Raw genomic sequence first — 12,976 nt, 5'->3', positions numbered from 1 at the left:
TCAGCGCAGCTGGCCGAGGATCGGGCAGCGGAAGGTGTCCTTGGCGGCGAGCCCGACCTCGTTGAGGTAGCGGATCACGATCCCCCAGGCCGCAATGAGATTCGTCTCGGCGTACGGCACATCGGCCACCCGGCAGTGCTCGCGGACCAGTCGTCGGGCTGCGGCCAGGTGCGGCCGCGGCATGCTCGGGAACAGGTGGTGTTCGATCTGGTAGTTGAGTCCACCCATCAACACGGTGGCCCACCAGCCGCCTGACACGTTCCGCGAGGTGCGCACCTGCTTGCTGAGGAAGTCGAGCTTCACGTCCCGCGGCACGATCGGCATCCCGATGTGGTTGGGCGCGAACGAGGCGCCCATGTACAGCCCGAAGACGGCGAGCTGGATGCCGAGAAAGGCAAAAGCCATTCCCAGTGGCAGGAACCAGAAGACTGCGGCGAGATAGATCACGAATCGAAGGGTGAGCACGGTCAGTTCGAGCCGCTGGCCTTTGGTCTGGCGGTTCGTCCAGAGGCTACGGACCGACTTCACGTGCAGGTTCACACCCTCCAGCAGCAACAACGGGAAGAAGAACACGCCCTGATGGCGGGTGAACCAGGCCATCAACCCACGTCGACCTGCGGCGTCCTCGGTCACGAACGAGAACGTGTCGACCTCGATGTCGGGATCCTTGCCCAGCTTGTTCGGGTTGCCGTGGTGGCGGGTGTGCTTGTTCATCCACCACGAGTAGCTGATGCCGACGAGGACCGTCGCCAACACCCAGCCGACTCGATCGTTCGCGGGGCCCGACGCCAACACCTGGCGATGCGACGCCTCGTGCCCGACGAACGCGACCTGCGTCAGCAGCACCCCGAGAGCGCCGGCCATCAACAGTTGCAGCCATGTGTGGCCGAGCAGGATGACCCCCGTCGCGATGCCGGCTAGGCCGAGCAGCAACCCGGCACACAGCAACCCGTAGAACCACCGCGTACGACTGTTCAGGCCCGCCGTCCGCACGTGCTGAGCGAGCGCGGTATAAGACTGCGTCACTCGATTTGCTGCCCGCACGGGGAGCACTGAGTCGGGAGTCATCACGAGATCCGATCATTAGGCCCCGCAGGGCCGTCCGCCGACTTCCCAGTCGCTGAACAGGCAGCGGATCGCGGTTCTCAGATGCGGATGCCTATGAAGATGTGTCAAGCCTACCTCCTTGGGCAGCAAGACGCGGGCGCCTGGCCTCAGGCGTCGATGGCGGAGGCGTCCAGCCGGTAGGCACCGTCGACGATGAACTCCTTGCGCGGCGCCACCTCATTGCCCATCAGCATCTCGAAGGTGGTCTCGGCGATCAGCCCGTCGTCCACGGTCATCCGACGCAGCGTCCGATGCCGCGGGCTCATCGTCGTGTCAGCCAACTGGTCGGCATCCATCTCCCCCAGGCCCTTATAGCGCTGCGGCTCCTTGAAGTTCAGGTTCCGCTTGGTCAGCTCGGCGGCCTTGCGCTGATATTCGGCGTCGGAATAGGTGTAGATGAACTTCTCCATGCCCTTGCGCGGGTTGGTCAGCTCGAACCGGTGCAGCGGCGGCACCGCGGTGAACACCCGGCCGGCATCGACCAGTGGCCGCATATAGCGGAAGAACAAGGTGGCCAGCAGGCAGCGGATATGGGCGCCGTCGGAGTCGGCGTCGGCCATGAAGATGATCTTGCCGTAGCGCGCCGCATCCAGGTCGAACGTGCGACCGGAGCCGGCCCCCACCACCTGGATGATCGAAGCGCACTCGGCGTTCTTGAGCATGTCGCCGACCGAGGCGCGCTGCACATTGAGGATCTTCCCCCGGATGGGCAGCAGCGCCTGGAACTCTGAGTTGCGGGCCAGCTTGGCGGTCCCCATCGCCGAGTCGCCCTCCACGATGAACAGCTCGGTCCGGTCGACATCGGTGCTGCGGCAGTCGGCCAGCTTCGTCGGCAGCGAGGACGACTCCAGGGCATTCTTCCGCCGCTGCGCCTCGCGGTGCTGCCGGGCTGCCACCCGGGCCCGAGAGGCGCCGACCACCTTCTCCATCGCCGCCCGGGCCTGCGCCTTGGTCGCCCCCTTGGTCGAGGTCAGGAAGGCGGTCAGCTCCCGGTTGACGGCCTTGGCGACCAACCCGGCCACCGGCGGCGTGCCGAGCACTTCCTTGGTCTGGCCCTCGAACTGCGGCTCGGCGAGCCGTACGGTGACGACCGAGGTCATCCCCTCCAGCACATCGTCCTTGACGATCTCCTCCCCCGACTTCAGCAGCCGGGTGCCCTCCAGGGCGTTGCTGAACGACCTCGTCAGCGCGCGCTCGAAGCCAGCGACATGGGTGCCGCCCTTGGGGGTGGCGATGATGTTCACGTACGAGCGCGTGGTCGTCTCGTAGCCGGTCCCCCAGCGCACCGCGATGTCGATGTCGAGGTCGCGCTCGACATCGGTCGGGGTCATGTGCCCCGCGTCGTCGAGCATCGGCACGGTCTCGGTGAACCGGTCCTGACCCTGTAGCCGAACGACCTCGGTGACGGCCTCGTCAGGAGCCAGGAACTCGCAGAACTCCGCGATCCCGCCCTCGTGCAGGAAGCGTTCGGTGGTCACTTCGGCGCTGCGTTCGTCGTCGACCTGCAAGGCCAGCCCGGGCACCAGGAAGCTGGTCTGGCGGGCCCGGTTGTAGAGGTCGTCCAGGGAGAGCTGAGCGTCCTTGAGGAAGATCTGCCGATCCGGCCAATAGCGGACTCGGGTGCCGGTCACCCCCCTCTTGGTGCGACCGACCTTGCGCAGTCCACTGCCGGGGGTGAACTTCGCCGTCGGGCCATCGCCGTCGAAGATGCCCGGCGTACCGCGCCGAAACGACATCCCCCAGGTCGTGCCGCCCCGGTCCACTTCGACGTCGAGCCGGCTGGACAACGCGTTGACCACCGACGAGCCGACGCCGTGCAGACCGCCGGTCGCGTTGTAGGAGCCACCACCGAACTTCCCGCCGGCGTGCAGCTTGGTGAAGACGACCTCGACGCCGGACAGTCCCGTCCGGGGCTCGACGTCGACCGGGATGCCCCGGGCCTGGTCATGCACCGAGATGCTGCCGTCGCGGGCGAGGGTGATCTTGATCTCACGGCCGAACCCGCCGAGGGCCTCGTCGACGGCATTGTCGATGATCTCCCACAGGCAGTGCATCAGGCCGCGGGTGTCGGTCGAGCCGATGTACATCGCTGGGCGTTTGCGTACGGCCTCCAAGCCCTCGAGGACGAGGAGATGGCGGGCCTCGTAGTCTCGACTCTCCCGGCCCGGTTGGTCCGATGGGGCAGGCTTGGTGTTGGGCACGGTGCGAGGGTACCGTCGAGCCCTCTCGGGACCGAGTCGTTACACAAGAGTCATGGACCTGAGATGAGAAAAAGGAACATCAGAGCCTGGTTGGATGTTCACTGGGTGTACTGGTTCGATCGAGTCAACGGCCTGCCGGACGGCGTCTGATAGACAAGTCGGCAGCACGATGTATCGCCGGGCCAGTACGAGCACTCCGAACATGCAACAGCATGGCTGAGGAAGAGAGGCCACTATGACCACCACCGTCGTCGAAGAGACCGCTTTGAATGCGGCCGACCGCTGCGATCGCTGCGGAGCGCAGGCCTACGTTCGAGTCATCATGGCAAGCGGATTCGAGCTTCTCTTCTGTGCACACCACAGCAAGGAGCACGCGGACAAGCTCAAGCAGGTCGCCCTGCGCATCCATGACGAGACCGAGCGCATCAAGTAGCACTTCTCGAGAACGACTCGGCCCCTCGTACCACTGGTACGAGGGGCCGATCTGTTCTCCGGGCCCGCTGCTCGGGCAAGCCTCGCCGATTCCTGCAACGTTGCCACGGCCCTCGGCAGGCGCGTTTCAGTCCAGGTAGTCCCGCAGAACCTGGGAGCGGGACGGGTGCCGGAGCTTCGACATCGTCTTGGACTCGATCTGGCGGATCCGCTCGCGGGTGACGCCGTAGACCTTGCCGATCTCGTCCAGCGTCTTGGGCTGGCCGTCGGTCAGGCCGAAGCGCATCGACACCACACCTGCTTCGCGCTCGGACAAGGTGTCCAAGACATCGTGCAGCTGCTCCTGCAGCAGCGTGAAGCTGACCGCGTCGGCCGGCACCACAGCCTCGGAGTCCTCGATCAGGTCACCGAACTCGGAGTCGCCGTCCTCGCCCAGCGGGGTGTGCAGCGAGATCGGCTCGCGACCGTACTTCTGGACCTCGACGACCTTCTCCGGGGTCATGTCGAGCTCCTTGGCGAGCTCCTCCGGGGTGGGTTCGCGACCGAGGTCCTGCAGCATCTGCCGCTGCACCCGAGCGAGCTTGTTGATGACCTCGACCATGTGCACCGGGATGCGGATGGTGCGGGCCTGATCGGCCATGGCGCGGGTGATGGCCTGCCGGATCCACCAGGTCGCGTACGTGGAGAACTTGTAGCCCTTGGTGTAGTCGAACTTCTCCACCGCACGGATCAGACCGAGGTTGCCCTCCTGGATGAGGTCCAAGAACAGCATGCCGCGGCCGGTGTAGCGCTTGGCCAGCGACACGACCAGGCGGAGGTTGGCCTCCAGCAGGTGGTTCTTGGCCCGCCGACCGTCCTCGGCGATCCACTCGTAGTCATCGAGGTCGGAACGCTCCACCGTGACGGCGTCGTCGTTCAACATCTCGTCGGCGAACAGGCCGGCCTCGATCCGCTTGGCGAGCTCGACCTCCTGCTCGGCGTTCAGCAGCGCGACCTTGCCGATCTGCTTCAGATAGTCCTTGACCGGATCCGCCGTGGCGCCGGCCGCCATCACCTGCTGCTCGGGCTCGTCGGCATCGTCGGCCTCGGACAGCGTGAAGCCCTGATCCTCGGTGAGCTCGCCCTCCAGCTTGGCCTCCGTGGCCGGCTCGAAGGTGGACTCGTCGACGTCGTCCAAAGTCCGCTTCTTGCCGACCTTCACCACGACCTCGTCGCCGTCCACGGCGACCTCGACACTGGTGGCGCCGTTTCCGTCGTCGTCGGTGTCCAACTCGATGTCCTCGACCACCAGGTCGACGGCATCCGGCTTCAGCTCGGGGACCTCGGCGCCATCGCCCTTGGCGGCCGTCGCCTTCGCCTGTGGCGCCGCGGCCTTCTTGGCCGGCGCCTTCTTGGCGGGCCTCTTCTTCGCGGCAGCCTTCGTGGTCGCCGACGCATCCGCGTCCACAGCCTGCAGCCGAGCGGGCGCCTTCTTGGCGCTCGCCTTCTTCGCCACGGGAGCGCTGACCTGTTGCGCTCTGCCGGTCGCGGCCTCCACGGCCGGAGCTGACAGATGGACTTCGGAGGGGGGTGTCACAAAGAACCTCTCGGACGTACGAGTCGGGCGGTGCAGTCTGCTCGGCAAGCATGCTCACCGGGCTGGTCTGGTTTCAGGGCAGGCAGCGGCCCATTGGATGTCAATAGGTGCTCCAACGGACATTCTGACACGAAGTTCAAAGACTTCACGGATTGACCGGTTTTCGGCCCTTCAGTCGTCGCGGATCACCCCGTGACCGCGCTCACGATCGAGCGCCCTGGGACGGCGCGTCCTCGACGACGCGCCCTTCGACTACTCAGCCTTGACGGCAAGCACCGGGCAGCTGGCATCCAGCAGCACCCGCTGTGCATTGCTCCCCAGCAGCAGCTTGCCCACCGGCGAGCGTCGCCGCAGACCGATGACGATGAACTCGGCGTCGGTGCGGTTGGCTGTGCTGATCAGTTCCTCGGCCGGATCGAGGCCGTCGACGGTCGACGCCACCTCGTACGCCACGCCGGCCGCATCCAGCTCAGCGGTGAGCTCGGCCACCTCCGGCTCCGGCGAGGTGTGGACCACGATCAGCCGCGATCCGCGCAACCGGGCTTCGGACACGGAACGCTCCAGCGCCGCCCGGCCCTCCGGCTTGGGCGAATAGCCGACCACGATGACCGATTCAGCCGCCGCCGACCCACGCTCGGTCTCATCGGTCACGGCTTCTGACGGTGCCTGGGTCAGGGCCTCACTCACGGCGCGATCTCCCACAGGTGAACGGGTACGTTGGTGTGCATCAGCTCCAAGTAGGTCCGGAGCATGCCGCTCAAGGCCTCAGGCCGGGACTCCCCCGCCTGCTCCCGGCGCGACACCACGGCAGTCTGCCACGTGGCCCCGTTTGCTGCACGAAGGCAACGCTGCTCGATCACGTCCAGCAATCGACCGGACTCCGCATCTGAGACGCCCCACTCGGCCAGACCCTCGGCCGCCATCGGCAGCAGCCGGCGGACCACCAGCTCGGCTACCTTGACCTGGCCGATCCGCGGCCAGTAGACGTCGGCGTTGATGCCGTGCCGGATACCGGAGATGAAGTTCTCGTTCGCCGCCTGGAAGGACATCTGGGTCCAGATCGGCCGGTCCTGGGCAGCCAGCGCGCGCACCAGTCCGGCGAAGAAGGCGGCGTTGGCCAGGGTGTCGACCACCGTGGGGCCGGCCGGCAGCACCCGGTTTTCCACCCGCAGATGGGGCGAACCACCGCTGATGTCGTACACGGGTCGGTTCCAGCGATACACGGTGCCGTTGTGCAGCCGCAGCTCGTCCAACGTCGGCACGCCGCCGTCATCCAGCACGGCGATCGGATCCTCGTCGGTGCTGATCGGGAGCAGTGCCGGGAAGTAGTTGGAGTTCTCCTCGAACAGATCGAAGATCGAGGTGATCCACCGTTCCCCGAACCAGACCCGGGGCCGGACACCCTGGATCTTCAGTTCCTCGGCCCGGGTGTCGGTGCTCTGCTCGAACAGCGGGATCCGCGATTCAGCGACCAGCTCGCGCCCGAACAGGAACGGAGAGTTCGCCCCGACGGCCACCTGAACACCGGCCACCGCCTGCGCGGCATTCCAGTAGCCGGCGAACTCGTCCGGGCTGACCTGCAGATGCACCTGGGTGGAGGTGCAGTCCGCCTCCGGCATGATCGTGTCGGAGATCATCCGCAGCCGCTCCACGCCGTCGATGACGATCTCCAGGTCCTCCCCGCGGGCCGCGAAGACCTGCTGGTCGAGCAGCGAGTAACGCGGATTCTCGCTGACGTTCTCCAGCGTCGCGTGCTCCGGCATCAGCGTCGGCAGGATGCCCACCATCGCCAAGTGGATGCCGACCGCCTCGACCTTGTCCTCGGCAGCATTGAGCGCCCGCCGGATGGAGGTCTCGAACGACGCGAAGCCGCCCTCAGCCAACTGTCGGGGCGCGACATTGATCTCGATGTTGAAGCGCCCCAGCTCCGTCTGGAACGCCGGGTCGGCGATGGCTTCCAGCACCTCGGCGTTGCGCATCGCCGGTTGCATGTCGTCATCGACGAGGTTGAGCTCGATCTCCAACCCGGTCATCGGCCGATCGGCGTCGAAGTGTGACGCGGTCAGCATCCGCGCCAGTGCGTCGAGCCCGCGGCGGACCTTTTCTCGATGCCGTGTCCGATCCTCGCGAGAGAACTGCCTGGCTTCGACCTCTGCGCCCATGTGCCCATCCTGGCGCAACAACCTTGCAGAGTGCTACTGCCCTCGGTCGGCAAGATTCCCCTCACCCAACTACGCTCACGGTCGTGTCCGAGTCCCAGCTGATCGACCCTGCCCTCGTTGTCCCCGTCGCCGACCTGCGTCCGGTGCGTCGGGAGCATCACGGTGACCTCTTCGAGGACCCGTACGAGTGGCTGCGGGACAAGAACGACCCGGCGGTGATCGCCTATCTGGAGGCGGAGAATGCCTACACCGAAGCGCGGACCGCCCACCTGAAGGACCTCACCGAGGCCATCTTCACCGAGATCAAGACCCGGACCCAGGAGACCGATCTGTCGGTGCCGACCTACACGGTGCACACCGATCCCTCGACCGGTGCCGCCCTGGCGTACTGGTACTACACCCGCACGGTCGAAGGCCTGGAGTACGCCATCTACTGCCGGACGCCGGCACTGGCCGGCCCCGACTCACCCCCGCAGACCGACGGCCCGATCGGCGGTGAGGAGATCCTGCTGGATGGGAACGTCGAAGCCGACGGCGAGGAGTTCTTCTCCCTCGGTGCCTTCACCGTGTCCGGCTCCGGCCAGTTGCTGGCGTACGCGACCGACACCGCCGGTGATGAGCGCTTCCGACTCCGCGTCAAGGACCTCAGCACGGGCGAGTTGCTGGCAGACGAGATCGACGACATCGCGTACGGGGTCGCCTGGGCAGGCGAGGAGCACCTGTTCTACACCCGAGCTGACGCGGCCTGGCGCCCTCACCTGGTGCTCCGACACCGGCTCGGCACCGACCCCGCCGCCGACGCGGAGGTGCTCAGCGAGCCCGACGAACGATTCTGGGTCGGCGTCAGCGCCAGCCGGGACCGGCAGTGGATCGTGCTCGGCGCGGGAAGCAAGCTGACCAGTGAGTACCGACTACTGTCGGCCAACGATCCCGAGGGCGAGCCACGGCTGGTCGCCCCGCGACGCCAGGGGGTCGAGTACGACGTGGAGCCGGCCGGCGATCGGCTGCTGATCGTGCACAACGACGGTGCCACCGACTTCGAACTCGCGCAGGCCCCGTTGGACGCGACCAGCCACGAACAATGGACGCCGGTGCTGCCCCACACCCTCGGCATACGCATCCTGGACGTCGCTGCCTATTCCGACTATGCGGTGGTGTCGCTGCGGCGCGACGGGCTGACCGCGGTGCACGTACTCCCCCGCGACACCGACGGATCACTGCTCCCCGGCGCCGACATCGCCTTCGACGAGCCGCTGTTCGACGTCTACGCGGTGGGCGGTCCGAACTACGTCACTCAGACCATCCGGATCGGCTTCGACTCGCTGGTCACCCCGCCGACCGTGTACGACTACGATCTCGCCGCCCGCGAGTTGACCTTGCGTAAGCAGACCCCGGTGCTGCCCGGCCCGGACGGACGTGCCTACGACCCGAGCCGGTACGTCCAGGAGCGCGGCTGGGCGACCGCGACCGACGGCACCTCGATTCCCCTCTCGATCGTGCGCCGCGCCGATGTGCCCCTGGACGGGACGGCCCCCGCGCTGCTCTACGGCTACGGCTCGTACGAGATCTCGATCGAGCCCAGCTTCTCGATCCCCCGGCTGTCACTGCTGGATCGCGGCTTCGTGTACGCGATCGCGCACATCCGCGGCGGTGGCGAGCTCGGCCGATCCTGGTACGAACAAGGCAAGACCCTGACCAAGAAGAACACCTTCACCGACTTCATCACCGCCGCGGACTTCCTGGTCGAGCACGGTTACACCAGTCGGGATCGGCTCGCGGCGGCCGGCGGCAGCGCCGGTGGGATGCTGATGGGCGCGGTCGCCAACCTGGCTCCGGAGCGATTCCGGGCGATCCATGCCGCGGTGCCGTTCGTGGACTCGCTGACCACGATCCTCGACCCTGAGCTGCCGCTCACGGTGATCGAGTGGGAAGAGTGGGGCGACCCGCTGCACGACCCCGAGGTCTACGCCTATATGAAGTCCTACACACCGTACGAGAACGTCCGACCGATGGCCTATCCGGCGATCCTGGCGACGACGAGCCTCAACGACACCCGGGTCTACTACGTCGAGCCGGCCAAGTGGGTGGCCGCGTTGCGTCGGCAGGCGACCAACGGCGAGGAACGACCGATCCTGCTCAAAACCGAGATGGTCGCCGGACACGGCGGAGTCAGCGGGCGCTATCAGGCCTGGCGGGAGAAGGCGTTCGAGTACGCCTGGCTGATCGACCAGGTGGACTAACACTCCACGGCGAGAATCCGGCCGGCCGGGCCGGCGCCTGGGGCGCTGCTGTCCTCGCCGTCCCCGAAGTCGTTGACCGCGACATAGAGCGTCGGACCGGTGCCCAGATCGCCTGCCACGCAGTCGAACGCCGGCTGTGGCAACTCGACCCGATCGAGGATCTCACCGCCCTCGGCGATCCGGGTGCAGCTGCAGGTGCCCACGTCGGCCAGCCACACCGTGTGGTCGCCCGGGTCCAGGCTGATGCCGTCGGGATGCAGACCAGGGGTCTCGGCCCAGACCCGTCGATCGCTCAGTTGCCCGTCCACTCCCACCGCGTACGCCGTGATCCGGCTCCCCCAGGACTCCGCGACCAGCAAGGTCCGGTCGTTGTCGTCGAGCGCCATCCCGTTCGGGAAACGGAGGCCGTCGGCTACCCGCTCGGCGCTGCCGTCCGGTCGGACCAGAGCGACGAAACCCACTGGACCAGCCTGGTCGGCATCCACCTCGCCGTAGGCGAATCCGATGTTGTTGACGTACACGGAGCCGTCAGCTGCCAGCAGCACCTCGTTCCAGGGGTACTCGCCGAGCCCGGCAAGGGCCGGATGATCCGCGGCCAGCACTGGACGTGGCCCATCCGGGGTCGCCAGCAGATCGAAGCAGAGCGGGAAGCCACCGCCGCGAGCCACCTCCTTCGGCACCAGGTCAGGGCCGAGCCGATAGATGGCCCCAGCGGCCCAGTCGGCGTACCACAAGGCATCGTCGGACCAGCGAAGAGACTCAGGGAAGCCGATCCCGCCGCAGAGAACCTGGTGTGTTTGGAACGTCGTCATGACGGATATGACCCTCGGTGTGAGTATTTTTCATCGGTCTGGAACCTCAACATTTCCTGCATCGTTAGGGCAGGTCGGCAACGACTTCACTGCTGCACCCCGGTGTAGCGACGAATCGTTCCGGAACGACCCAGGGTGCATCTCAGGGTACTTTCAGGGCTCGAGTGGAATCCTGCACCGCACCCCGGACGTTAGATCTATTGCATAGGCAACGAAAGGGGCCGACGTGGTAGCACCAAGCACACGCAATCGAGTTTCTGACGGTATAGATGGCAAGGACGCGGTGGGCCTCTACCTGGAGGGCATCGCGAAGACTCCGCTGCTGACCGCAGCGGAGGAGGTCGAGCTCGCCAAGACGATCGAGGTCGGCCTGTACGCGGAGAAGATCCGCTCCGGCATGGTGACATCGGCTGAGCGCGGCGACAACCCCAGCCAGCCCACCGAGGAAGAGCTGGATTTCTTGATCGAGGACGGCCGCCGGGCGCTGCAACGGTTCGTGACGGCCAACCTACGGCTGGTCGTCTCGGTGGCCCGCAAGTACGGGCGCTCCCAGATGCCGCTGCTCGACCTGGTCCAGGAGGGCAACACCGGTCTGATCCGGGCGGTGGAGAAGTTCGACTACACCAAGGGTTTCAAGTTCTCCACCTACGGCACCTGGTGGGTCCGGCAGTCGATCAGCCGCGGCATCGCACAGCAGGGCCGGATCGTCCGACTCCCGGTGCATGTCGCCGAACAGGTCAACCAGGTCGGTGCGGTGCGTCGGACCCTCGAGCGTCGACTCGGTCGCGATCCGGAGCTGGAGGAGATCGCCGACGAGATGGGCATCGACACCGAGCGTGTGATGGACCTGATCCGATACGGCCGCGAGCATGTCAGCCTGGATGCCCCGGTCGAAGAGGGTGGCGACACCGCACTCGGTGACCTGATCGCCCGTGAGCCGATGCCCGGCCCGGACGAGGTCTACATGGACGCCGAGGAGCACCAGCGACTGGAGTCGATGCTGGACGAGCTGGATGAGCGGTCCGCCGATGTCGTGCGTCGTCGCTATGGTCTCGTCGACGGCCGGCAGGCCAAGCTCGCCGACATCGGCGCGGTCTGGGGCATCACTGCGGAGCGGGTCCGCCAGATCGAGCGGCATGCCATCGCCAAGCTGCGGAGCAAGACGGTGCTCGCCGCCTGAGATCCGAGCTGACATCTGTTGAAGCCCGTCCCCACCTCGGTGGGGGCGGGCTTCGTCGTGTTCCTGGCTCGAGCACCAGTACGTGTGGCCCCACTCGATCGTTCGTGGCCCGGGGGCGGTGGATGACCGTGTGCCGCTGCTATCTGCGGACGTCTGTGGCCCGTGGGCGCTGAAGGTCTCCGTTTCCGGCAGGGGTTGCGGTCGTTCTTGACCGTGCGGCGCGAAACGCTCCCCGGGCGACAGGTGGCACACCGCGGTCACCGGCGCTGCACCTCACCGCGCCGCCGGCGATCAACCCCGGCGCAGCGGACGGATCAGGCCTTCCTGAGCCACGGTGCAGACCAGTTGGCCGTCCTGGAAGAGCCGTCCGGTCGAGAGTCCCAGCGCTGAGGATGCTGAGGGCGACACCTGGTCATAGAGCAGCCAGCGGTCGGCCCGGAACGGACGGTGGAACCACATCACGTGGTCGAGCGAGGCGCCTTGGACGTTGAAGCCAAGGAACACCTCGTGCGGCGTCGTCGACGCCGACAGCAGGGTCAGGTCGCTCCCGTACGCCAGCGCGCTCTGGTGCAACCGAGGGTCGTCGGGTATGTCGCCGGCGGTTCGGATCCATACCCGGCTGCGTGCCGGATGCTCCGGATCGGTCAAGGTGCCGCCCCGACGTGAGTCACCGATGTAGCGGACCTCCAGCGCACCCCATTCGCTCTCCCAGAGCGATCGCGGGCGCCCGGTGACACTCGACATGACATCGCTGAGGATCGGGCACTCCTCCGGCGCAGGTACGTCGGACGGCATCGCGTCCTGGTGCTCGAACCCGTCCTCGGGACGATGGAACGACGACGCGGCGAAGAAGATCACCGAGCCGCCCTGCCGAGCCACCACGCGTCGGGAGGAGAAGGATCCACCGTCTCGCAGATTCTCCACGCCGAACACGATCGGCACGTCGGTCCGTCCCGGGCGGATGAAATAGGCGTGCATCGAATGCAGCCGACGGTCCGCCGGCACAGTGTCCGACGACGCCATCAGCGCCTGCGCCAATACCTGTCCGCCGAAGACCCGCTGCAGCGCAGTCTTCGGCTGCTTGCCTCGGTAGAGCCCGACCTCGATCTCCTCGAGCTCCAGCAGATCAAGCAGCTCACCTACGGACTGGGGCATGGGCGGAGCCTCTCGGGAGTGCAGGAGTGATGCGGGCGACGCGCTTTTTGTCGTCCGGATCGCGACGAACGAGCGAGACTTGGGCGGAGCTCATGCCCCACGGAGCGCGCA

General features: G+C 66.7%; 10 protein-coding genes. 3 read left to right on the top strand and 7 right to left on the bottom strand.

Translation table 11 applies throughout. The features are described from left to right. Positions 1–1,026 (bottom strand): fatty acid desaturase family protein, encoded by a 1,026-nt coding sequence (locus tag MLP_RS10620; protein WP_231851448.1) that lies wholly within the window; start codon positions 1,024–1,026, stop codon positions 1–3. A 188-nt stretch (positions 1,027–1,214) separates the two neighbouring features. After that, positions 1,215–3,308 (bottom strand): DNA gyrase/topoisomerase IV subunit B, encoded by a 2,094-nt coding sequence (locus MLP_RS10615; RefSeq protein ID WP_013863081.1) that lies wholly within the window; start codon positions 3,306–3,308, stop codon positions 1,215–1,217. 235 nt (positions 3,309–3,543) lie between these two features. Between MLP_RS10615 and MLP_RS10610 the strand changes: the two genes are divergently transcribed. Beyond that, complete coding sequence (locus MLP_RS10610) at positions 3,544–3,741, top strand: DUF7455 domain-containing protein (RefSeq protein WP_013863080.1); 198 nt, start codon at positions 3,544–3,546, stop codon at positions 3,739–3,741. 126 nt (positions 3,742–3,867) lie between these two features. On the opposite strand, the gene MLP_RS10605 is transcribed toward MLP_RS10610, so the two are convergent. From MLP_RS10605 to MLP_RS10595, 3 genes are all read right to left on the bottom strand, one after another. Further along, positions 3,868–5,316 (bottom strand): RNA polymerase sigma factor, encoded by a 1,449-nt coding sequence (locus tag MLP_RS10605; protein WP_083843780.1) that lies wholly within the window; start codon positions 5,314–5,316, stop codon positions 3,868–3,870. Between the two features lie 252 nt (positions 5,317–5,568). Further along, complete coding sequence (locus MLP_RS10600) at positions 5,569–5,967, bottom strand: universal stress protein (protein ID WP_013863078.1); 399 nt, start codon at positions 5,965–5,967, stop codon at positions 5,569–5,571. Between the two features lie 32 nt (positions 5,968–5,999). After that, on the bottom strand, positions 6,000–7,478 hold the full coding sequence (locus MLP_RS10595) for a hypothetical protein (RefSeq protein ID WP_013863077.1): 1,479 nt from the start codon (positions 7,476–7,478) through the stop codon (positions 6,000–6,002). 83 nt (positions 7,479–7,561) lie between these two features. Between MLP_RS10595 and MLP_RS10590 the strand changes: the two genes are divergently transcribed. Next, positions 7,562–9,718 carry a S9 family peptidase gene (locus MLP_RS10590; protein WP_013863076.1) on the top strand — a complete coding sequence of 719 codons (2,157 nt, stop codon included), beginning with the start codon at positions 7,562–7,564 and terminating at the stop codon, positions 9,716–9,718. Here the strand turns inward: MLP_RS10590 and MLP_RS10585 are convergent. Next, the gene (locus MLP_RS10585) at positions 9,715–10,530 is read right to left on the bottom strand and encodes an SMP-30/gluconolactonase/LRE family protein (RefSeq protein WP_013863075.1); all 816 of its coding nucleotides are present in this window, start codon (positions 10,528–10,530) and stop codon (positions 9,715–9,717) included. The genes MLP_RS10590 and MLP_RS10585 overlap by 4 nt on opposite strands. A 226-nt stretch (positions 10,531–10,756) precedes the next feature. On the opposite strand from MLP_RS10585, the gene MLP_RS10580 reads away from it, so the two are divergent. Beyond that, entirely contained in the window at positions 10,757–11,710 is a 954-nt protein-coding gene (locus MLP_RS10580; protein WP_013863074.1) for a sigma-70 family RNA polymerase sigma factor, read from the top strand. Positions 11,711–12,001: 291 nt separating this feature from the next. Here the strand turns inward: MLP_RS10580 and MLP_RS10575 are convergent, their stop codons facing one another. Beyond that, positions 12,002–12,865, bottom strand: coding sequence for an acyl-CoA thioesterase (locus MLP_RS10575; RefSeq protein ID WP_013863073.1), 864 nt, complete (start codon positions 12,863–12,865; stop codon positions 12,002–12,004). Positions 12,866–12,976 lie beyond the last annotated feature (111 nt).

The organism is Microlunatus phosphovorus NM-1 (genome assembly GCF_000270245.1).
Classification (GTDB): Bacteria; Actinomycetota; Actinomycetes; order Propionibacteriales; family Propionibacteriaceae; genus Microlunatus; species Microlunatus phosphovorus.
This window is presented reverse-complemented; position numbering and strand designations above follow the sequence as displayed.

Bases quoted from the DNA above. Each gene is read 5' to 3' on its own strand.
- MLP_RS10610 (WP_013863080.1), top strand. From the start codon at position 3,544: ATGACCACCACCGTCGTCGAAGAGACCGCTTTGAATGCGGCCGACCGC.
- MLP_RS10595 (WP_013863077.1), bottom strand. From the start codon at position 7,478: ATGGGCGCAGAGGTCGAAGCCAGGCAGTTCTCTCGCGAGGATCGGACA.
- MLP_RS10585 (WP_013863075.1), bottom strand. From the start codon at position 10,530: ATGACGACGTTCCAAACACACCAGGTTCTCTGCGGCGGGATCGGCTTC.
- MLP_RS10575 (WP_013863073.1), bottom strand. From the start codon at position 12,865: ATGCCCCAGTCCGTAGGTGAGCTGCTTGATCTGCTGGAGCTCGAGGAG.